The following is a 22,246-nucleotide window of genomic DNA, read 5'->3' on the forward strand; positions in this document are numbered from 1 at the left end:
AGGAGACAGACATGAGCCTCGAGACAAGCATGAGCCAGGAAAACACATTTCACCCCGGTAGACCCCCGCTCGACGAGTTGGTTCCGTCGCGCTATGCGCTGAATATCGGCGAGATTGAGGTGCTGGTGGTCAGCGATGGAGTGCTACCGCTCCCAACCGCGATGCTGGGACACAACATCGATCCCGCCGTCCGAGCGGCCTGGCTGAAAGACATGTTCCTGCCGCCGGACGCTTTGGATTGGGCGCTGAACGTGGTCGTGGTGCGCAGCGGCGACCAGACCATGCTCCTCGACGCCGGGCTGGGGCTCGACCCGGACTTGCACCTGCCGAAGGCCGGGCAGCTGATCAAGCGACTGGAGGCCGCCGGCATCGATCTTGCGTCGGTGACCGACGTGGTGCTGACCCACATGCATATGGACCACATTGGCGGGCTGCTCGTCGACGGGGTGAAGGACCAGCTGCGTCCGGACCTGCGGATCCACGTGGCGGCCGCCGAGGTCAAGTTCTGGGAGGCGCCCGATTTCTCCCGGGTCTCCATGCCGCCGGGCTTCCCGGACGCGCTTCGGGCGACCGCTAAGCGGTTCGCCAAAGAGTATCGCAGCCATTTCAGGTTGTTCGATGACGAGTACGAGGTGGCGCCGGGCGTGGTCGTCCATCGCACCGGCGGCCACACCCCCGGGCACAGCGTGATCCGCCTGGCGTCCGGCGGCGACCGGCTGATGTTTGCCGGCGACGCCGTGTTCGCGGTGGGGTTTGAGCACCCCGACTGGTTCAACGGCTTCGAACATGACCCCGAGGAGGCGGCGCGCGTTCGGATCCGTCTTTTGCGGGAGCTGGCGGAGACCGGCGAGCAGCTGGTGGCCACTCACCTGCCGTTCCCGTCCGTCGGCCGGGTGGCGGTCGACGGCGATGCCTTTCGTTGGGTGGCGGCCTTCTGGGACTATTAATCGCTTGTTGGGGGTCGTAGAGCGTGTGCTCATCGCGTGAATGAGTCCACGCTCTACTGGTTTGTTTTTTGAGCAATTCCGAACGCTAAACCACTACACATTTTCACTCGGAATTGCTCTTGTTTCTGTGCAATTCCGGACGAAAACCGCTACACACTTTTGCTGGAATTGCTTAAGTCAGATCCTGACCCGCCCATCATCCCCGCGCCCTGGAAGACCTCTTGGCCGATATTGTCAGCCTGCTATTGCCGTTCTTCGGCCTGATCCTGATCGGTTACATCGCCGCCAAGGCGACGAAGCAGCCGGCCGAAGCGCTCGGCTGGCTGAATACCTTCATCATCTATGCCGCCCTGCCCGCTCTGTTCTTCAAGCTCGTCTCGCGTACGCCGATCGAGGAGCTGACGCGGGTCGATTTCATCGTCACCGATATCGCGGCGACCTATGCGGTCTTCATCCTGCTTTTCGTCATCGGCCGCGTCGTGCGCGGCAATTCGCTGGCCGATTGCACCATCCAGTCCTTTGCCGGCGCCTATGGCAATATCGGATATATGGGGCCGGGCTTGGCACTCTTGGCGCTCGGCGAAGGCGCGGCCGTGCCGGTGGCGCTGATCATCTGCTTCGAGAACGCGCTGCATTTCATCGTGGCGCCGGCGCTGATGGCCGCGGCCGGCGACGACAAGCGTTCAACAGGCCAACTCGCCGCCGATATCGTGCGGAAGGTCGCGCTGCATCCCTTCATCCTGTCGACGGCGCTGGGCTTTGCTGTGGCCGCCTTGCACATCGACCAGCCGACGGCGTTTCAGCGCTTGGTCGACTATCTCGCCCAGGCGGCAGCTCCCTGCGCGCTCTTTGCCATGGGCGTGACGCTGGCGCTCCGGCCGCTGAAACGGATCCCGGCTGAGATCTCCTATATCGTGCCGGCGAAGCTGATCCTGCATCCGATCGCGGTTTTCATTGCGCTGACAGCGGTTGGTGGTTTCGAGCCGGTCTGGATCCAGGCGGCCGTGCTGCTTGCCTCACTGCCGACGGCGACCAATGTCTTCGTCATCGGCCAGCAATATGGCGTCTGGCAGGAGCGTGCCTCGGCGACGATCCTGATCACCACCGTGTTTTCGGTGGTGACTGTCTCGCTCTGGCTGATCGTGATCCGATCAGGCCTTCTTCCGCTTCAGCTTTTCCCGTAGCGCATCCGGAATATCGCGAAAGCCGCGGCCGGGCTCGATGCCCTCGCGCATGACGATGTTGCGCAGCGGGTGTATGGACGAGAGGATATGCAGGCCGGCGGCCCGCAGCATCTGGACGGGCAGGAAATCCGAAAGCAGCGAGCGGTTGAGGATATCGACGCTTGCCGTGCGCGTCATGATGTCGGCGCGGCGCCTGCGGTCGAAGCTTTCGCCGGCATCGGCCGGCACCGGCAATTCCGCCCTGTCGCACAGGATATCGGCAAGCGCCATGATATCGCGCAGGCTGAGGTTCAGCCCCTGCGCCCCGATCGGCGGGAAGACATGGGCGGCCTCGCCGATCAGCGCGATCCGTCCCTTGCCGAAACGATGCGCCATCATGCCGGAGAGCGGCCAGACCTGGACGCCCTCTTCGACATCAACCTTGCCGAGCATGGATTGCATGCGCGCCTCGACAAGGGCGCTGAGATCGGCAAGCGGCAATTCCATCCGGCTCGCCGCCTCGGCCGGATCCTGCACCCAGACCAGGCTGGAGCGGCTTCCCGGCAGCGGAACCTGGGTGAAGGGGCCATGTTTGGTGTGGAATTCGGTCGAGATATTCTGGTGCGGCAGCGAATGGGCGAAATTCAGCACCATGGCCGATTGCGGATAGGACCAGTTGCGCACGGTGATGCCTGAGGTCTCGCGCAGCTTCGAGCCGCGGCCATCGGCGCCGACGGCAAAATCAGCCGACAGCGTCTCGCCGCCGGCAAGCGTGATCGAGACGGCCTCGACCGATACTTCGATCGATTCGGCCATATCGGTGAAGCGGGTAATATTGCCCTCGCCGGCCGCGGCCTCTTCGAGAATGCCGGTCAACGCCTTGTTGGGGAAATTGTAGCCAAAGGCATCGAGGCCGACCTCGGCCGCACGGAAAGTCGTGGTCGGGGCGCGCAGCAGCCGATCGGTACCGTCGACGATGCGCATGCTGGTGAGAGGGGCTGCTGCGGGGCGGAGCTTTTCCCAGAGCGCCAGGCGGTCGAGGAAGCGGATCGATTGATCCATCAGCGCCGTGGTGCGCCGATCCTCCTTCGGAGCGAGGGGTGCCACCAGCGCGACATTGCGACCGCCGCGCGCCAGCGCGATTGCGGCGATCATGCCGGCGAGACCGCCACCGATCACCGCCACTTCGAATCTCTTCATGCTACCGTTCCGTCAAGGTAAAACGGCTGACCAGCCGCTTATGCGGCCGGCTTCGCCTGACGGCGCCAACTATAGCCCTTGCCGGCGTCGGCGTCACGCACCGCCGGCTGATAATGATGGGGAATGGCGGGAAGACGGTTTTCGGAAAGCCGCTTCAGCGCCGTGGCGTTGGTGACGGAAAAGCTGTCGATGCCGACGCGCAGCATCAGCGGCACCTGATCGATCAGCACGTCGCCGACGGCACGCAGCTCATTGATGTAGCCGAGGCGCTGGCGGAGCAGCGAGGCATGGCTGAAGGCGCGGCCGTCGTTGAAAGCCGGAAAGGCGACAGCGACAATTTCGAGGCGATCGAGATAGGGCTCCAGCCGGCGCACGTCGTCGGCCGGCTTGATCAGCACGCCGAGGCCGCCATCGTTGCTTTCGTCGGCCCTGGCGATCAATTCGTCGAGACCGAGCAGCGGCTTCTGCTCCTCGGTCGCCTTCACCTCGTCGGTTTCGATCACCCAGGGATCGTTTTCGACAAAACCGGTTTCTCTCCAGATCTTCGTCATCATCCCCTCCTTATGCCGCTTCGGCGGCCGAGCCGTAGAGCGCGGTCTTGAAAGGCTGCGGTCCGACGCGGCGATAGGCGGCGAGGAAGTTCTCGGAATGATCGAGGCGCAGGCCGAGATAGGTGTCGACGATCGTCTCGATCGCGTCCGTCACCCGGTCCGGCTCGAAGCCGCGGCCGATGATTTCGCCGATCGAGGTATGTTCGTCGCCGGAGCCGCCGAGGGTGATCTGGTAGAGTTCGGCGCCCTTCTTCTCGACACCAAGCAGGCCGATATGGCCGACATGGTGATGGCCGCAGGCATTGATGCAGCCGGAGATCTTGATCTTCAGCTCACCGATCTCGGCCTGGCGTTCGGCATCGCCGAAGCGGCGGGAGATTTCCTGCGCCAGCGGAATGGAGCGCGCATTGGCGAGCGCACAGTAGTCCAGCCCAGGACAGGCAATGATATCGGTGATCAGGCCGGCATTGGCTTCGGCAAGATTGATGGCGACGAGGCCGCGATAGACGGCTTCGAGATCGGCAAGCGCCACATGCGGCAGGATGAGGTTCTGCTCATGGCTGACGCGGATTTCGTCGAAGGCATATTCCTCGGCAAGATCGGCGATCGCATCCATCTGCGCATCCGAGGCATCGCCCGGAATGCCGCCGATCGGCTTCAGCGAGATCGTCACCATGCCGTAATCGGGGTTCTTGTGCGGCTGCACGTTCTGCTGGACCCAGCGGGCGAAACCGGAATCGGCCTTCTTCCAGCGGGCGAGGTTTTCCCAGCCTTCGGCGCGTTCGGGCAGCTCAGGCGGCGCGAAATAGGCAGCGATCGACTGGACGTCCTTTTCCGGCAGCTTGAGCTCGGTATCCTTCAGCGCGGCGAATTCAGCCTCCACCTGGCGCGTCAGCTCCTCGGTGCCGGTTTCGTGCACGAGGATCTTGATGCGGGCCTTGTATTTGTTGTCGCGGCGGCCGTGCAGATTGTACACGCGCACGATAGCCGTGGTGTAGGAGAGCAGGTCTTCCTCGGGCAGGAAGTCGCGGATCAGCTTGGCGATCATCGGCGTACGGCCCTGGCCGCCCCCGACATAGACGGCAAAGCCGATCTCGCCCTTGTCGTTCGTCTTCACATGCAGGCCGATATCATGGACCTGGATTGCGGCGCGGTCACGCTCGGCGCCGGTGACGGCGATCTTGAACTTGCGCGGCAGGAAGGAGAATTCCGGGTGGACCGACGACCACTGGCGCAGGATTTCGGCGTAAGGACGCGGATCGGCGATCTCATCGGCGGCAGCACCGGCGAAATGATCGGCGGTGACGTTTCTGATGCAGTTGCCCGAGGTCTGCAGGGCATGCATTTCGACGCTCGCGAGGTCTGCCAGCGCATCTGGAATATCCGACAGCTTCGGCCAGTTGAACTGCAGGTTCTGGCGCGTGGTGAAGTGGCCATAGCCGCGGTCATAGGTCCGGGCGATATGGGCGAGCATGCGCAGCTGGCGCGAGCTCAGCGTGCCATAGGGAATGGCGATGCGCAGCATGTAGGCGTGGAGCTGCAGGTAGACGCCGTTCATCAGGCGCAGCGGCTTGAACGCGTCCTCGGCGAGCTCGCCGGAAAGGCGGCGCTCGACCTGATCGCGAAACTGCTCGACGCGCTCGGTAACAAAGGCATGGTCAAATTCGTCGTAACGGTACATCGTCTTCCTCAGACTGCAATGAATTCGGGATCGGCAGGAGCGTAGCCCGGGGCATATTCCATGGTCGGGCCTTGTGCGCGGATGCGCTCACGAAGGCGAAGCGGCCAGAGAATGCCGTTGGTTTCCTGAACGTCGACGACGGCGACGTCAACGACCTCGTTGTCGGCATAGGATTTCTTGCCGATCGCCTCCAGCGCCGCAACGGCCTCGGCATGACGGGCAACGAGCGCCTCCTGCAACGACGTGGACCACTTGCCGTTCGCATCCAGCCAGACGGCAATGCCGTCCGTCAGCCGGTTGGCGGTCAGAACCTTGTCACCCATATTCAGCTCCTTGCAAGTTCCTCGAGCCGGGCGTTTGCGCGCACCAAGGGCTCGGACAGTTCGAAATTGGCGCCGGCGACCGCATCGCCGATGATGACCATGACGGGCCCGGTCAACTCGTCGCGGTGCTGCAGATCGGGCAGATCGGCAAGCGTGCCATGCAGCAGGCGGCGATCGGCGCGGCTGGCATTTTCGATGACGGCGACAGTGGTCTCAGAAGGGATGCCCGCCTGCATCAGCCGCTCGGCGACGGAGGCGGCAACCGTGCGGCCCATATAGACGGCGATCGTCGCGCCGGAAACGGCAAGGCTTGCCCAATCGGGCAGCACGTCGCCTGTGAGATCATGGCCGGTGGTGAAGACCAGCGAGGAGGCGACGCCGCGCAGCGTCAGCGGCAGCTCGAAATCGGCAGCGGCGGCGAAAGCCGAGGTGATGCCAGGCACGACCTCATAGGTGATACCGGCAGCACGCAGTGCGGCCATCTCTTCCCCTGCCCGGCCGTAGACCAGCGGATCGCCGGATTTCAGACGGACGACACGCTTGCCCTGGCGGCCGAGCTCGACCAGCAGGTCGTTGATTTCTTCCTGGGACTTCGAGTGGCAGCCCTTGCGCTTGCCGACAGAAAGCCGCTCGGCATCGCGGCGGCCCATATCGACGATCGCCTGCGGCACCAGCGCGTCATAGACGATGACGTCGGCTTCCATCATCACGCGCTGAGCGCGCAGCGTCAGCAGATCCTCGGCACCCGGACCGGCGCCGACCAGCCAGACGTGGCCGGCGACCTTGTCCATCGCGTGCAGCAGCCGGTCGGCGGCATGGCGGGCCTGCGGCAGGTTGCCGTTGGCGACCGCATCGGCAACGGCACCGGAAAAGAAGCGGCGCCAGAAGACCCGGCGGGAGACGCCTCTGGGAATCAGTTGTTCGACAGCCTTGCGGTAGCTCGTCGCCAGCCCGGCAAGGCGGCCGAGCGAGGGCGAAAGAAGCTGGTCGATCTGCGCGCGGATCATCTGCGCCAGAACCGGCCCTGCCCCTTCGGTGCCGATCGCAACGGCGACGGGCGCGCGGTTGACCAGCGCCGGCGTGAAGAAATCGCAGTAATCGGGCTGATCGACGGCATTGGCCGGAATTCTGGCAGCGCGGGCGGCATCGACGATGCTGCGGTCATCAGCTTCATTGCCGGTTGCGGCGAAAACGAGCGCTGAACCCTCGGCCTGTTCGGCTGAGAAGGCAGCGCGCACGGTCTCGATCCGGTTGGCGATCAGGAAAGCGTGGTAATCAGCTTCCGGCCGGTCGGCATAGGCGACAATCCGCGCCTTTGTGTTCAGCAGCAGCCGCACCTTGGCGAACGCTTCGTCACCATTGCCGAAGACAGCCGTCTTCTGGCCTTCCACGCGGAAGAAGGCGGGAAATACCGAAAGCTGTTCAGTCTTGGAAGGCATCATCAATCCACTTCGAGGTTGCCGGAATATGCCCTTGATCGACAAGGGATTGAAGGAACAGAAATTCGAAAGCCCAAGCAAGCAGGTATTCTTTTGCTCGTGCTGTCAGTGATTTGAGAAAAGTCACCCGTGCGGCCAAAAAGCCGCATATTCCCCAGCCCGCTTGCTGCGGTGCAGTATAAAGCCTGTGACAAAAGACGTCCACCGGTGCTTGACGCATTTCACTCGCGCCGCCAAGGCGATAGACTGAGGAAAACTGGAGTGTCCTCATGCCTGATAAGACCATTGCCTCCCGCCTGCTTCAGGTCATGGAAGACGATATCCTGCCGCTGACGGAGCGTGGCGTTTCGCTTGGCAACAAGGTGTTCGGTGCGGCGATCTTAAGGAAATCCGATCTTTCGCTCGTCGTCGCCGAGACCAATAACGAGCTGGAAAATCCGCTCTGGCACGGCGAAGTGCATACGCTGAAGCGTTTCTACGAGCTTGGCGACAAGCCGCCGACCAAGGATCTGATCTTCCTGTCGACGCACGAACCCTGCACCATGTGCATGTCGGCGATCACCTGGGCCGGCTTCGACAATTTCTACTATTTTTTCAGCCATGAGGATTCGCGCGACGCCTTCGCCATTCCGCACGACCTGAAGATCCTGAAGGAGGTCTTCGGGCTTGAACCCGGCGGCTACCGCAGGCAAAACGCCTTCTGGAACAGCTTTGCCATCGCCGATCTTGTCGAGACCGAAGAGGCTCAGCTGAAGACCGCGCTGAAGACGCAGACCGCCGGCATCAAGGCGCGCTACGACGCGCTGTCGTCCAGCTACCAATCGTCGAAGAGCGCCAACGATATTCCCCTGAATTGAGGGCCGCTGAACTGGCCCACCGAACTGAAGCCCGCTGAACCGAGGCAACATGGAACCTTCCAAAGACATTTCGCGGCTGATCGAGATCATGGCGGCGCTGCGCCATCCCGAAACCGGCTGCCCCTGGGACATCGTGCAGAACTTCGAGACGATCAAGCCCTATACGATCGAGGAGGCCTATGAGGTCTCCGATGCGATCGAGCGCGGCGATATGGACGATCTCTGCGACGAGCTGGGCGACCTGCTGCTGCAGGTGGTCTTTCACGCCCGCATGGCCGAGGAGGCCGGCGAATTTTCCTTCGGCGACGTGGTCAACGCCATCACCGCCAAGATGATCCGCCGCCACCCGCACGTCTTTGCCCGCTCGGCGGCGGATACACCGGACGCGGTGAAGATACAATGGGACGAGATCAAGCAGGCGGAGAAACGCGAGCGCGCCGAGCGGCGGTCACGGCGCGGCATCACCGAGGACTTCAACAGCGGCTTCCTCGGCTCCGTGCAGCGCAGCTTCCCGGCCTTGACGGAAGCCCTGAAGCTGCAGGAACGCGCAGCCAAGGTCGGCTTCGATTGGTCAGCGCCGGAGCCGATCCTCGACAAGATCGAGGAGGAGATCGGCGAATTGCGGGCAGCCCTTCGCGAAGGCGATCAGGCAAAGGTCAGCGACGAACTCGGCGACCTGATCTTCGCGGTCGTTAATATCGGCCGGCATGTCAAGGCGGATCCGGAACAGGCAGTGCGCGGTACGAATATGAAATTCCGTCGTCGGTTCAGCCATATAGAACAGGTTCTTGAAGCAGAAGGCGAGACGCTGAAAGACGCGACGCTGGAGCGGATGGAGGAAATCTGGCAGGCGGCGAAGGCGATCGAGCGGGCTGTGACGTCGGGGGCTGAGTGAGTTATCGCCTGTCCGGTTCGTGCAGATGGCTGCCCCTCACCCTAACCCTCTCCCCGTAAACGGGTAGAGGGGACGTGCCCATACCAGAAATGCGCGGGAGCCGAGACATTGCGGCTTGTCCCTTCGCCCCGTTTACGGGGAGAAGGTGGCGGCAGCCGGATGAGGGGCTGGTCTCGCCGACCTTACCGCTCCCAATCTTCCTTTGAAGACTTCTGGCCATTGCCGATGCGGCGCTCGAGTTCGGTCGCCTCGGTTTCGGACAGGCGCAGATCGAGGGTGATCGTGCCGTCTTCATTGTCCTCACGGCCGTCGACGATCGCGTGATCGTAAAGCCAGGGCAGCAGCGCCAGCTTGTCGACCGGAAGGCGGATCGTCGCCACGGTCATTACGCCGGACAGCCTGCGGCTGATCTCTTCCATCAGCGTATCGACGCCCTCGCCGCTGACGGCGGAAACCGCCACCACGTTGCTGGCGCCGGCCGATTTCTGCACCATGGTGTCGTGCACCTCGGGCTCCAGCCGGTCGATCTTGTTCCAGACCTCGATCAGACGCTTTTCGGCTTCGGCCTCGTCGATGCCGAGATCGTTCAGGATGCGCATCACGTCGGAGCTCTGCGCCTGGTTGTCGGCATCGGACATATCGCGGACATGCAGGATGAGATCGGCTTCCAGCACCTCTTCCAGCGTCGCCCGGAAGGCGGCGACCAGATGGGTCGGCAGGTCGGAGATGAAGCCGACGGTGTCGGACAGGATGACGGTGCGGCCGTGCGGCAGTTTCATGCGCCGAAGCGTCGGGTCGAGCGTGGCAAAGAGCATGTCTTCAGCCAGCACGCCGGCGCCGGTGATACGGTTGAACAGCGTCGACTTGCCGGCATTGGTGTAGCCGACCAGCGCCACGATCGGATGCGGCACCTTGCGGCGCTTGGCGCGGTGGAGCTGGCGGGTGCGCACGACCTGCTCCAGCTCGCGTTCAAGCTTGATGATGCGGTCCTGCAGCATCCGCCGGTCGGCTTCGATCTGGGTTTCGCCGGGGCCGCCCATGAAGCCGCCGCCGCCGCGCTGGCGTTCAAGGTGGGTCCAGCTTCGCACCAGACGGCCCTTCTGATAATTCAGATGGGCGAGATCGACCTGCAGCGTGCCTTCCTTGGTGGAGGCGCGGCGGCCGAAGATTTCGAGGATGAGGCCCGTCCGGTCGATGACCTTGGCGTTCCATACCTTTTCGAGGTTGCGCTGCTGCACCGGCGTCAACGGATGATCGACGATGACGAGCCCGGAATCGCGCTCGTCGAGCAGCGCCTTGATCTCCTCGATCTTGCCGGTGCCGAGCAGTGTGGCCGGTCTCGGATCGTTGACCGGGACGATAGAGCCGTTGACGACATCGAGGTCGATCGCCTGGGCAAGGCCCGTCGCCTCTTCGAGCCGGCTTTCCGGTGTGCGGGTCGAGGCCGATTCGCCCTGGCCGCCGCGACTGCGCGATTTCAGAACCGGCACGACGACAGTCGCGCGCATGTCGTCCCTGTGCTTGGCGGCCTCAGGGATGATCGAATCGTTCTTGGTATCGCGTGTCGAAATGACGGCTGATCCTGTTAGGACGCTGCTTCTTCGCTCTCGAACATCTGCATGGGCTGGCCCGGCATGATCGTCGAGATCGCATGCTTATACACGAGCTGCGAATGGCCGTCACGGCGAAGAAGAACACAGAAATTGTCAAAAGACGTAACAACGCCCGTGAGTTTCACGCCGTTGATCAGAAAGATTGTCAGGGAAATCTTTTGCTTGCGAACAGTATTGAGAAATAAGTCCTGAAGATTCTGAGAACGTTCCGCCATCGCGCCGCTTCTTTCTTTATTGCCGACCTGATCTGGCCGGTAGAATATCAATCAACCTCACCATGCAAAGACCGGTGGCATCCTCATTCCACCTGTCCAGCAAATCTTGGTATCAAATCGCAATCTTTTCCGCAACGTCGAAAAAGGCCTCGCGGACTTTCTGCGAAACGCTGCCCGGATGGCCGTTGGCAATGGCCTGGCCATCGACGGAAACGACCGGAAAACAAATGCTTGTGGCTGCAGTGAGGAAGACCTCGCGGGCTGCGAGCATCTCCGAAACGGAGAAGTTCCGCTCGGCGATCGTCAACCCCAGCTTGGCTCCGACATCGATCAGAGTGGTGCGGGTAATGCCGCGCAGAATGCCGTGTTCGGCCGGGCGTGTGACCAGCGTTCCGTCCGGATCGACGATCCAGACATTGGTCGCCGCCCCTTCCTTCACCATGCCGTCGCCGTCGACATAGATCGCTTCCTGGGCGCCGGCCTCCTTGGCCTGCTGGCGGGCCATGGCATTCGGCAGCAGGCCGATGGACTTGATATCGACGCGGTCCCAGCGATTGTCGACAAGGGTGATAGCCTTGATGCCGTTGGCGTTCTTGGCGGCGATGATCTTGGCATCGGTGCTCTTGGCGGTGATGACAAGCGAGGGCGGCGTTCCCTCGGCCGGGAAGACATGATCGCGGCGGGCCACACCGCGCGTCACCTGCATGTAGAAAAGCCCGTTGCGGACGTGGTTGCGGCGCAGCGTCTCGCGAATGACCTGCGTCAGCGCCGCCCGGCCCATCGGCCAGGCGATGCGCAACTCACCAAGCGATCGGTCGAGACGGTTCAGATGGCGCGTGAGGTCGACGATATAGCCGTGGCGCACTTCGCAGACCTCGTAGACGCCATCGGCGAACTGGTAGCCGCGATCCTCGATATGCACGCTGGCATCGGAATGCTTGACGTAGCGGCCATTCACATAGGCAATTCTCGGCATGGGAAACCTGGTCTTCCGGGAAGCAATAGGGGACGCGGCGCGGCGTCGGGCCGCGCCGGATGCACTTAGACGCCGAGCGACTTCAGCTTGCGGTGCAGCGCCGAACGCTCCATGCCGACGAATTCCGCGGTGCGCGAGATATTGCCGCCGAAGCGGTTGATCTGGGCGATCAGATAGTCCTTCTCGAACATCTCGCGGGCTTCGCGCAGCGGCAACGTCATGATGTGATAGTCGTTCTTGGCGGACACCTTCGGCAGCATGTCGCCGAGATCGGTCGGCAGCATGTCGGCGGTGATCGGCGCATCCGGGCCGTCGGTGCGGGCAAGGATCATCAGCCGCTCGATATTGTTGCGCAGCTGACGGATGTTGCCGGGCCAATCATGCGCCTGCAGCACGGCCATGGCGTCGTCGCCGATGCGGCGCGGACGGATGCCGGCCTGCTCGGAAATCTGGCGCATCAGCTGGTCGACAAGGAAGGGAATGTCCTCGCGCCGTTCGGCAAGTGCGGGCACACGCACCGGCACGACGGCAAGGCGATGGTAGAGATCCTCGCGGAACCAGCCCTCGGCGATGCGGCTCTCGAGATTATAGGCCGTCGAGGAGATGATGCGAACATCGACCTTGACACGCTTGGAACCGCCGACGCGCTCGAACTGCTGGTCGACCAGGACGCGGAGGATCTTGTTCTGCGTCTCGCGCGGCATTTCGCCGACTTCGTCGAGATAGAGGATGCCGCGATGGGCTTCCTCGAGCGCGCCGATCTTGCGCGCCTGGCCGGGCGTGCCCTCGGTGCCGAACAGCGCCACTTCCATGCGTTCGGGCGTGATGTTGGCGGCGTTGATCGCAACGAAGGGGCCGTTGGCGCGAGCCGACTTCTTGTGGATCATCCGCGCCACCAGCTCCTTGCCGGAGCCCGACGCGCCGAGGATCATGATGCGGCTGTTGGTCGGTGCAACCTTCTCGATCGTCTGGCGCAGCTGCGAAACGGCAACCGATGTGCCGATCAGCTCCAGCGCGTCCCCGGTGCGGCGCTTCAGATCTGAGACCTCGCGCTTCAGCTTGGAATTCTCCAGCGCGCGTTCGGCGATCAGGATCAGCCGGTCGGCCTTGAAGGGCTTTTCGATGAAATCGAAGGCGCCGCGCTTGATCGCCGAGACGGCGGTCTCGATGTTGCCATGGCCTGATATCATCACGACGGGCAATTCCGGATGGCGGGTCCTGATCTCGTCGAGCAGTGACAGACCATCGAGCTTGCTGCCCTGCATCCAGATATCGAGGAAGATCAGCCGCGGCACGCGATCGGAAATCGCCGCCAGTGCGCTGTCGCTGTCGTGGGCCGTGCGCGTCTCGTGCCCTTCATCCGAGAGAATGCCGGAAACGATCTCGCGAATATCGTGCTCATCGTCGACGACGAGAATATCAGAGGCCATAAACGCTTTCCTTGTCATTGGCTGCGGGGGCAGAAGACGTCGGATCCAGGCGTGGCAGATGCACGCGGATCATGGCTCCTCTTCCCCGGTCAAAATCGGCGGGCGCATCATGCAGCTCGAGCTGCCCGCCATGTTCCTCGATGATCTTCTTGACGATGGCGAGGCCGAGGCCGGTGCCCTTCTCGCGCATCGTCATATAGGGTTCCAGAATGCTGTGGCGGTTCTCCACCGGCAGGCCGCGGCCATTGTCGATCACGTCGACGGTGAAGCGGTCGCGGCCGGTATCGAGTGCGGCGCGGACGAGAATCTTGCGTTCGTCCCGCTCGTCGCTCGGAACGGCCTCGATCGATTCGACGGCATTCTTGATGAGATTTCCGAAGGCCTGGCCGAGCATGCGGCTGTCGAACAGGCCCTCCAGCGGCTGGTCGCCGAAATCCTGCTCGAAGGTGACGTGATGGTTGCCCATCTCACGCAGGAAGATCGCGTCGCGCAGGATATTGCGCAGGTCGCTCGGCTCCTTGGTCGGCTTCGGCATGCGGGCAAAGGCGGAGAATTCGTCGACCATGCGGCCGATATCGCCGACTTGGCGGATGATGGTATCCGTGCACTGGTCGAAGACGGTCCGGTCACCCGGGTCGATCTGCTTGCCGTAGCGGCGCTGGATGCGCTCGGCGGAAAGCTGGATCGGCGTCAGCGGGTTCTTGATCTCATGGGCGATGCGCCTTGCCACGTCGCCCCAGGCGGTCGAGCGCTGGGCGATGACGAGATCGGTGATGTCGTCGAGCGTGATCACGTAGGATTCGCTCATGTCGCGCACTTCCTCGCGGGTAACCTGCACGCTCAGCGTCCTCACCGTACCGCCGCGCACGAGGGCGATCTGCTTGCGGAAATCGCCGCGATAACGCACCGCCGCCTCGGTCAGCACGTGATCGACCTCTGGCGCGATGTCGACCAGCTGCTTTCCGAGCATCTCGTCGGCCGACAGCGACATCAGCGTTTCGGCCGAACTATTGACGATGGCGATGCGGCGGTCCTGCTCGACGCCGATGACGGCGGCGGTGACGCCCGACAGCACCGCCTCGATGAAGCGACGGCGGTCATCGACCTCGTCCTTGGCCTCGAGGATCTCGTCGCGCTGGGTGCGGATTTCCGAGATCATCTTGTTGAAGGTGCGCGAGAGATTGGCGACGTCGCCATCGACGGCATGCACCGGCACGACGATATCCATATTGCCCGATGCAACGCTGTCGGCGGCGGTGATCAGCAGGCGGATCGGCCGGACGATGCGGTCGGCGACGGCGATTGCGGTCCAGATCGCCGCCAGGAGCACGATCAGCGCGAAGCCGATATAGAGCACGGCAAAGGCGACCTGCAGCGAGAAGCGGTTGGCCTCCATCGAGCGGTATTCGGTGGCGTTCTCCTCCATCATCCGCATGGCGCCCATGACCTTGGGATCAACGGCGCGCACCGTATAGAGGAAGGTGCCCTGGATGGCGTCGAGCTTGATGATGGCGCCGACGAGATTGGTAACGCCGGGCGGGATCAGCGTCGGCTGGCCGGCGGCGGCCTTTTCCAATGCGTCCTGCGGAATGGCCGGCAGCGGCTTTTCGGTGGCGATATCGGCCTGGACGATCACCGAGCCGTCGCGCTCCACGAGGAAGGCGCCGAGCAGGCCGCGCCCCCTCGCCTGGCGGGTCATCAGGTCGGCAAAACCCGTCCTGTCGAGGCTGTAGAGCGCGCGGTTGCGCTCCAGGTCGTTGGCCATGGAGACCGTCTGCCCCTGCAGGTAGCTGGCATTCTCCATCATATAAGCCTGGCCGATATTGCGCGACGAGCTGACGATCGACTGGGTGCGCAGGGCAAACCAGCGGTCAAGACCGGCATTCAGCGTGATGCTGGCAAAGATGGCGACGAGGATCGCCGGCGTGATCGCCACGATCGAAAAGAGCACGACGATGCGGATATGCAGGCGGGCTGCCGCACGGCCGCGGGTGCGCGCCTTGAGCAGCCTTGCCACCTCGCGGCCGATCAAGGCGAGCAGCGTCAGGACAAAGAAGGAATTGACGATCACCGAGGTGATGACGACATGCGAGGTCGGGGCGATCGGCGTCAGACCGAGCAGCACGAACAACGTCGCCGTGGCGCAGAGAAGCGCGCCGCCGGCGAGCACGAGGCCGGGCACGGCAAAAAGGGCGCGGCGGTCGGTCACCGTCGTCACCGTCTCGCCCGCCGCCGCCGGCGATACCCCATCCTGCGTCATTCGGCCTCTCTTCAGGCGGCACCCGCCGCCCTCGCCATCCGATCGAAAACCAAGCAACGCCGGCTTAAAAAAGCCAGCGCCGTAACGACTCGATCGGGAGCGAATGTCCAAAACCCTTGCGTGACCTTTAAGCAACGCATTGTGGCGAAAATGCAACGCGTGTCGTCACATTGTCAAGCCGTGCTTCCCTCGGCGAGCCTTAATCTGACCCGTCGAGGGAAGTTGTTTCACCTGAAGCGCGTCGCAATCTTTCAGATCGCTCCTCGCGCTTAGGTCTTTGTTTTTACGCATGTCGTTATCGCGCGACATGCTTTAGAAGCGACGTGGTCCTTCCGGTTTATTTCCGACGATCGTGTCGATCCGGTCCAGCACGTCAGACGTCATCTTCTCTCGGTGTGAGAGGGCTGCGAGATTGTCCTGCAGTTGGCTGGCGCGCGAGGCTCCAAGAATGACGGTCGAGACGTTGCGGTTGGCGAGGCACCACAAAAGGGCGAGATGCGTGATCGATATCCCGATCTCGTCCGCCAGCTTTGCAAGCTCGCCGACTTGTTTGAGCTGGGCGCGGCCGGCATCGCTGGACCATTTTTCCTTCAGCCATTCATAGCCCGGCAGGTTCATACGGCTGTCGGCCGGCACGCCGTCATTGTATTTGCCGGTCAGGACGCCCGAGGCGAGCGGTGACCAGATCGTGGTGCCAAGGCCGATCAGGTCATACAGCGGCAGATAGTCAGACTCGACCTTCTGGCGTTCGAAGATGTTGTACTGCGGCTGCTCCATGGTCGGCGGCGTGATGCGCAGGTCGCGGGCAACGGCGTAGGCTTCCGTCAACTGCTGCGCCGACCATTCCGACGTGCCCCAATAGAGCACCTTGCCCTGGGCGACGAGATCGTGCATCGCCCGGACCGTTTCCTCGATCGGCGTGTCGATATCCGGGCGGTGGCAGAAGTAAAGGTCGAGGTAGTCGACCTGAAGCCGCTTGAGTGCTGCGTGGCAGGCGTCGGTCACATGCTTGCGCGACAGGCCGCGCTGCGTCGGCTTCTGGCCTCCCCAGAAGACCTTGCTGGAGACGACGAAGCTGTCACGACTCCAGCCGAGCCTGCTGAGCGCCTCGCCCATCACGATCTCGGATTTGCCGCTTTCATATCCTTCGGCATTGTCGAAGAAGTTCACCCCGTTGTCATAGGCAAGCTTCATGAGGTCGACGGCGTCGCCTCCATTGACCTGCTTGCCGAACGTCACCCATGAGCCGAAGGAGAACTCGCTCACTTTCAGGCCCGACTTTCCCAAACGTCGATATTCCATCATGCAACTCCCGCAAATTATGAATATGTACCGGCCTGTCACCGGGGTCGGCGTCGCCCGATTGATCGACGACCGATTCGCGTAATCTATGGCATGCGCAACGATATGCGAGGCTCAGCCCGCCAAGTTCACCGGCATAGAACAAGATGTCGCAGTTCCCGTCAGCCCCCGACCGTAAAGAAAATGGGCGCTCCACGACATCAGTCGGAGCGCCCGTGGCATGCGATCGACGACGTTTGCGGCGGAGGTCGACGGCAGCAACGGCAGAATGATGAGATTCGGAACGGATAGGCAACATGCGATTGGAATCTGCGACATTATCGACCGCTGATTGATCCTGTCGTCCACCGGATATCCACAGCTTATCCACAGGCACGGCGACGACGACCGCAGCAACTTCAATGACATTCGCCTAGCGTCAAATCACTCCTCACAAATGCTTATGTGACTGTTGAATGACACCGCATTTTTGTTTGTCTGCTTGGATATAAACCGCGACTTCGCTCAGATAGGCTCACCTCTCCTCCCGACCGTGGCGGCGGACGCCGGGAGGGGTGGGCGGTGGGCAACATGAGGGCCCGCCGCCTTCTTTTTTATCGCGCCCCCCGAACACGCTCAGGCGGTGCGGGAACTCCTGTAGACCGAGACGCCAAGTTCCCTGATCTTCTTGCGCAAGGTGTTGCGGTAGAGACCGAGAAGATCGGCCGCCTTGATCTGGTTCCTAACGGCCGTACGTCATCCGCTCGCGCCTCGACAAAAGCTGGTTCAATGCGGCCGGAGGCAGAAAAGCCCTCCATCCGCATTGACGTGCCGCGCCACGCGACGTGCAACTTGGCTTACTGTGCGTGTTGCTTGCGCATGGCGTCGGCGATTTGTGCCTTGACTGCGTCTATTCCGAAGCTTGCGCCCTTCTGCATCGGCGGAAATTCAATGGCAGTCTTCGCCAGCTCTTCAACTTTTTGCTGAACGAGGACGAAACGCCAGAATTCGAACTTGTACCATTCAAAGTATTCTTGTGAACCAACGTTACCCTTGAAAAAGGCCGTACGCTCGAACGGATCAAGGCGCAGGTTTACAACGGTCGGCACGTCCAATTTCACCGTGCTGCCTATCCAACCGTCCGGCTGCTCCATGAACGTGTATTTATAGTCATCAATCCGGGCCGCCCCGAGCACGCTTTCGGCGAAATACCAGATTTCATGACGGTTCGACGGGCCAGTTCCGGTGATCATGCTGGTCTGATCATAGCCGTCCAGGTGAACCTTGTAGGTCTGGCCATTGAGTTCCTTCCCCGCTTTCAACTCGACGGCGATATTGGTGCTTCCAGCGGCGGCCGCAAGGGTGGGGAACCAGTCGAGGCCGGACATCAGCCCATTGCAAATCGAACCGGTAGGAACGTGCCCCGGCCAGCGGACCATTGCGGGGGCGCGGAAGCCGCCTTCGTATGTCGTGCCTTTTCCGCCGAAAAATGGTGTCTGACCACCATCCGGCCAGGTGAAGTTTTCGGTGCCATTGTCAGTCGTGAACACGACGATCGTATTCTCATCGTCGCCCATTTCTTTCAGTTTCTGCATGGTATCGCCAACAATGTCGTCAAGCTGCGCCATCCCTGCTTCATGGATGGTCCAACCATTCGCGGAATTACGCATCTTCTCGTACTTTTCCGATAGATGAGTAACAATGTGCATCCGTGTCGGGTTGAGCCAAAGGAAGAACGGCTTGCCATCGGCCTTGGCCCTGTCGATAAACTTGAAGGAAAGATCGCGAATCTCGTCGTCGACCGTCTTCATCCTTTCCGGATAGAGCGTGCCAGCATCTTCAATCTTTTGTTTGCCGACCTTGCCCCATCGCGGCATTTCCGTGGGGTCATCGGTTTCCGTGGCCCAGGAATGGACCATGTTGCGCGGGCCGACTACGTTCAGCAGTTCCTGCGGGTAGCCCGGATGCGCGGGGTCTTCCATCGCATCAAGATGATAAAGATAGCCGAAAAACTCATCGAAGCCATGAACCGTTGGCAGAAACTCGTTGAGATCGCCAAGATGGTTCTTGCCGAACTGTCCCGTGGCGTAGCCCAGAGACCTCAGCACGGTGGCAATGGTTGGCGCCGCAGCAGGAAGGCCGATGGGCGAGCCTGCCTGGCCAACCGTGGTCATGCCAGTTCGAACCGGAAGCTCGCCGGTGATGAAGTTCGCTCGCCCTGCGGTGCAGCTCGCCTCGGCGTAGTAGTCGGTAAAGAGCATCCCCTCTGCCGCAAGCCTGTCGAGATGTGGGGTACGACCGGCCATCATGCCGCGATTGTAAGCGCCGATATTCCAGATGCCGACATCATCGGCCATGATGACTACTATGTTGGGTTTTTTGCCCGTGGCTTGAGCCATTGCATTCCGGCTCATGGTGGTGCTCGCAGCCGTGCCAATCGCCGACATGGCGAGCAAAGATCCGCCGGTTAGCAAGATATCCCGCCTCGTTGGAGTCGCGTTCTCTGTCATGCCCATTTCTCCCTTTTTTGGTCAGGCGAAGCAAAGCTCAACACTGCAACGGATGCTGAATACGGTCCGACCGAGGTTCTCGAATGCTCTTGAGATAGCCGAGCGAAAGTGCATGCCGCGTTGAGAATAACAGGGCCTGTCGGCTTGCCTGGACGCGTACATAAGGCATAACAAATATAAGGAGAGCAAGTATCTTACGGTAACCTACAGGCGAAACCGCCGATAGGCAGGAACCAATGTCCGGGCGACAGTCGTCCAGAAACACCGATAGCGTGAAGGCGACATCGCCCATATCGGAAATCGGTAGCTTGGCTTGTCGGGGTCGCCCCCGACGCGGCGAACTCAGTCATGGCGCAGGCCCTGCGAGGCCCGCGCCTGACGCTGACTAGATTTGCGGCGGCCCAACCTTGACCGTCAGTTTGTCCAGCGTACCCGTAAACCGGAACGGCACCTGGTAGTCGCTGTCGTCGACAGGACTGCGGGTATCCACCCCCACGTCGAAGGACTCGTCGACCGTCACCAGAAACGGGATGGTATGCGGGATCGACTGCTCGGCCACCATCGTGCCATCGACGCTAAGCACACCCTTGCCGCCCTTCCCGTAACCGGGTCCCTCGTAGGTAAAGTCGAAGACGACGCTGTGTTTGCCTGCTGTCAGCGCGGTCTCGCCGGCCCACCGGAAGCGCTCCAGTCCAAGCAGGTTATAGGTGAAGACCGGCTTGCCCTTGAGGAGATAAAGGCCGTAGCCGCCGAAGCGGCCTCCAAGCGTCGCAAGCATTCCGTCTCCGCCGCCCTGCGGGACGTCGACTTCGGCGGTGATCGTGTAGGAGCGGGCCAGCGGATCGGGCGCCGAGGCCGGTGGCAGGCCCGAGAGTTCGCCTGAGTAGACGAACTCGGTTCGGCCAGCGGTGGCGCTTGGCCGCGGCGCGGTGGCACGCGAGATGACGGAGTTATCAAGCGGCAACACCTGGTATTTCGCGGCCTCCACGAGGAAGAGCTGCTGCATATCGCGCAGTTTGTCCGGCTCCTTGGCGGCGAGATCGTTGAACTGCGAGTAGTCCTCGGTCAGGTTGTAGAGTTCCCACTGATAGCCATCGACCACATCGGGCAGTTTGCCGAGTCCCATCAGCCAGGGCGCGGCGGGTGGGGTCGTGGAGGCGATCCAGCCCTCGTGGTAGATCGCGCGATTGCCGAACATCTCGAAATACTGTGTCGTGCGTGCAGAGGGGACGTCCTTGGCGCCCTTGGACCAGGTATAGGCCATGCTGACGCCTTCGATCGGCTTTTGGGCGATGCCGTTCACCGTGAGCGGCGCCTGGATGCCGGTGGCTTCGAGGATCGTCGGCACGATGTCGATCACATGGTGGAACTGGCTGCGGATGCCGCCCTTGTCGGTGATGTGACCCGGCCAAGACATCGCCATGCCCTGTCGGGTGCCGCCGAAGTGGGAGGCGACCTGCTTGGTCCATTTGAACGGCGTGTCGAAAGCCCAGGACCAGGCGACTGACATATGTGGCTCCGTCGTCGGGTCGCCCCAGGCGTCGTAGAATTTCAGCTGGTCGGCGACCGGCATGCTGATGGCCTGGATCGCGGCCAGGTCGAAGGCCGTGCCGATGGCCGTACCTTCGGCGCTGGTGCCGTTATCGCCCTCGATATAGATGATCAGGGTATCGTCGAGCTTGCCCTGCTTGCGAACCTCATCGACCACCCGGCCGATCTCGAAGTCGGCATAGGCGACAAAGGCGGCGTAGACCTCCGCCTGACGGGCGAACATCTTCTTGTCGTCTGCCGATAGCGTATCCCATTTCGGAAGGTCATCCGGCCACGGCGTCAGCTGGGTATTCTCCGGAACCACGCCGAGCCGTTTCTGGTTGGCGAGAATCTCGTCCCGCATGGCGTTCCAGCCGCCATCGAACTTGCCTTTGAACTTCTCGATCCACTCCTTCGTCGGATGGTGCGGGGCATGGGTTGCGCCGGGAACATAGTACATGAAGAACGGCTTGTCCGGCGTCGCGGCATTCACCTTGCGCAGATAGTCGATGGCGTCATCGGCCATGCCGGTGACCAGATTGTAGTCGGGCTTGTCGAGCCACGGGTAGATCTGGTCGTGGTTGCGGAACAGCCAGGGCGTCCACTGGTTGGATTCGCCGCCCTGGAAGCCATAGAAATAGTCGAAGCCCATGCCGGAGGGCCACTGGTCGAACGGTCCCGAGGCGGATAGCGCGTAGGTCGGGGTATTGTGGTTCTTGCCGAGCCATGAGGTGGCATAACCGTGATCCCTGAGTATCGAACCGATCGTGCCGTTGTTCGGGCCAATAATCGCATCATAGCCGGGATAGCCGGTGGATTGCTCGGCGATCACCCCGAAGCCCGCCGAATGGTGGTTTCGCCCGGTGATGAGAGCGGCGCGCGTGGGCGAGCACAGCGCGGTGGAGTGGAACTGCGTGAAGCGCAGTCCATTGGCTGCGATCTGATCGAGCGTCGGTGTCGGGATAACGCCGCCGAAGGTGCTGGAGACGCCATAGCCGGCGTCGTCGGTCATGATCAGCAGTATATTCGGCGCGCCCTTCGGCGGCACCACCTTGGGTGGCCACCACGGAGTCGAGTCCTTGGCGTCCAGGTTGATGGTTCCGCCGAACGCCGGAGGTGCTGCCGGCAGCGACTGGCCGTTGATCGTCGACGTAGCGCTGGGTGAACCGGTTGCTCCGGTGAGATCCTGGGCGGCGGCGGGAAATGCTGAAAAACAACTGGCGGCGAGAACGGCTAGATAAACGCGCGTATTCATTGTTGATTGCTCCCTTTTGGACCCAAGGTAGAAAGGCAGAGCGAGCAATACTTTCCCGCTCTCAATGATGCTCGCATGCGCCGGCGAGAGTCAGATCGGCTGACATAGCCATCAGCTTAG

General features: G+C 62.0%; 18 protein-coding genes and 1 pseudogene. 4 read left to right on the forward strand and 15 right to left on the reverse strand.

Translation table 11 applies throughout. From position 1 onward, the window contains the following. Positions 1-11 precede the first annotated feature (11 nt). Both FFM53_RS02080 and FFM53_RS02085 read left to right on the forward strand, forming a co-directional pair. Entirely contained in the window at positions 12-947 is a 936-nt protein-coding gene (locus FFM53_RS02080) for an MBL fold metallo-hydrolase (protein WP_138389303.1), read from the forward strand. 221 nt (positions 948-1,168) lie between these two features. Further along, a complete protein-coding gene (locus tag FFM53_RS02085; RefSeq protein WP_138389246.1) occupies positions 1,169-2,131 on the forward strand; it encodes an AEC family transporter in 963 nt (320 codons plus the stop codon). Here FFM53_RS02085 and FFM53_RS02090 read toward each other — a convergent pair. The 6 genes from FFM53_RS02090 to FFM53_RS02115 are packed head-to-tail and all read right to left on the reverse strand — an operon-like array spanning position 2,099 to position 7,575. Then, positions 2,099-3,310 carry a UbiH/UbiF family hydroxylase gene (locus tag FFM53_RS02090; RefSeq protein WP_138389247.1) on the reverse strand — a complete coding sequence of 404 codons (1,212 nt, stop codon included), beginning with the start codon at positions 3,308-3,310 and terminating at the stop codon, positions 2,099-2,101. The genes FFM53_RS02085 and FFM53_RS02090 overlap by 33 nt on opposite strands. 38 nt (positions 3,311-3,348) lie before the next feature. Continuing rightward, on the reverse strand, positions 3,349-3,861 hold the full coding sequence (locus FFM53_RS02095; protein ID WP_138389248.1) for a DUF934 domain-containing protein: 513 nt from the start codon (positions 3,859-3,861) through the stop codon (positions 3,349-3,351). Between the two features lie 10 nt (positions 3,862-3,871). Beyond that, the gene (locus tag FFM53_RS02100; protein ID WP_138389249.1) at positions 3,872-5,542 is read right to left on the reverse strand and encodes a nitrite/sulfite reductase; all 1,671 of its coding nucleotides are present in this window, start codon (positions 5,540-5,542) and stop codon (positions 3,872-3,874) included. 8 nt (positions 5,543-5,550) lie between these two features. Then, a complete protein-coding gene (locus FFM53_RS02105; protein WP_011651871.1) occupies positions 5,551-5,865 on the reverse strand; it encodes a DUF2849 domain-containing protein in 315 nt (104 codons plus the stop codon). A gap of 2 nt (positions 5,866-5,867) precedes the next feature. Further along, entirely contained in the window at positions 5,868-7,304 is a 1,437-nt protein-coding gene (cysG, locus tag FFM53_RS02110) for a siroheme synthase CysG (RefSeq protein WP_138389250.1), read from the reverse strand. Beyond that, positions 7,288-7,575, reverse strand: a complete 288-nt coding sequence (locus FFM53_RS02115) for a hypothetical protein (RefSeq protein WP_138329562.1) — start codon at positions 7,573-7,575, stop codon at positions 7,288-7,290. The genes cysG and FFM53_RS02115 overlap by 17 nt, the downstream gene beginning before the upstream one ends. Here FFM53_RS02115 and FFM53_RS02120 point away from each other — a divergent pair. Together FFM53_RS02120 and mazG are read left to right on the forward strand one after the other, a co-directional pair. Further along, on the forward strand, positions 7,574-8,161 hold the full coding sequence (locus FFM53_RS02120; RefSeq protein ID WP_138329564.1) for a deaminase: 588 nt from the start codon (positions 7,574-7,576) through the stop codon (positions 8,159-8,161). The two genes, FFM53_RS02115 and FFM53_RS02120, sit on opposite strands and share 2 nt — an antisense overlap. A 49-nt stretch (positions 8,162-8,210) precedes the next feature. Next, complete coding sequence (gene mazG / locus FFM53_RS02125) at positions 8,211-9,056, forward strand: nucleoside triphosphate pyrophosphohydrolase (protein ID WP_138389251.1); 846 nt, start codon at positions 8,211-8,213, stop codon at positions 9,054-9,056. A gap of 182 nt (positions 9,057-9,238) precedes the next feature. Here mazG and hflX read toward each other — a convergent pair whose 3' ends face one another. The 9 genes and pseudogenes from hflX to FFM53_RS02170 all read right to left on the reverse strand — a co-directional run bounded on the left by hflX (position 9,239) and on the right by FFM53_RS02170 (position 22,126). Further along, complete coding sequence (gene hflX, locus FFM53_RS02130; protein WP_012757348.1) at positions 9,239-10,564, reverse strand: GTPase HflX; 1,326 nt, start codon at positions 10,562-10,564, stop codon at positions 9,239-9,241. A gap of 77 nt (positions 10,565-10,641) precedes the next feature. Then, positions 10,642-10,884 (reverse strand): RNA chaperone Hfq, encoded by a 243-nt coding sequence (gene hfq / locus FFM53_RS02135; protein ID WP_003539403.1) that lies wholly within the window; start codon positions 10,882-10,884, stop codon positions 10,642-10,644. Positions 10,885-10,996: 112 nt separating this feature from the next. Then, positions 10,997-11,860, reverse strand: coding sequence for a D-amino-acid transaminase (locus FFM53_RS02140; RefSeq protein ID WP_138389252.1), 864 nt, complete (start codon positions 11,858-11,860; stop codon positions 10,997-10,999). Positions 11,861-11,925: 65 nt separating this feature from the next. Beyond that, complete coding sequence (gene ntrX / locus FFM53_RS02145) at positions 11,926-13,290, reverse strand: nitrogen assimilation response regulator NtrX (RefSeq protein ID WP_003559163.1); 1,365 nt, start codon at positions 13,288-13,290, stop codon at positions 11,926-11,928. After that, on the reverse strand, positions 13,280-15,550 hold the full coding sequence (locus FFM53_RS02150) for a sensor histidine kinase NtrY-like (RefSeq protein WP_138329570.1): 2,271 nt from the start codon (positions 15,548-15,550) through the stop codon (positions 13,280-13,282). The genes ntrX and FFM53_RS02150 overlap by 11 nt, the downstream gene beginning before the upstream one ends. Before the next feature lie 312 nt (positions 15,551-15,862). Continuing rightward, entirely contained in the window at positions 15,863-16,852 is a 990-nt protein-coding gene (locus tag FFM53_RS02155; protein WP_138389253.1) for a potassium channel beta subunit family protein, read from the reverse strand. 615 nt (positions 16,853-17,467) lie between these two features. Beyond that, positions 17,468-17,584 (reverse strand): annotated as a pseudogene (locus tag FFM53_RS36990) (helix-turn-helix domain-containing protein); the annotation flags it as partial. A gap of 104 nt (positions 17,585-17,688) precedes the next feature. Continuing rightward, on the reverse strand, positions 17,689-19,347 hold the full coding sequence (locus FFM53_RS02165; RefSeq protein ID WP_138389254.1) for an arylsulfatase: 1,659 nt from the start codon (positions 19,345-19,347) through the stop codon (positions 17,689-17,691). A 379-nt stretch (positions 19,348-19,726) separates the two neighbouring features. After that, the gene (locus tag FFM53_RS02170; RefSeq protein WP_138329575.1) at positions 19,727-22,126 is read right to left on the reverse strand and encodes an arylsulfatase; all 2,400 of its coding nucleotides are present in this window, start codon (positions 22,124-22,126) and stop codon (positions 19,727-19,729) included. Positions 22,127-22,246: the final 120 nt, after the last annotated feature.

Origin of the sequence: Rhizobium indicum (assembly GCF_005862305.2) — a bacterium.
Lineage (GTDB): Bacteria > Pseudomonadota > Alphaproteobacteria > Rhizobiales > Rhizobiaceae > Rhizobium > Rhizobium indicum.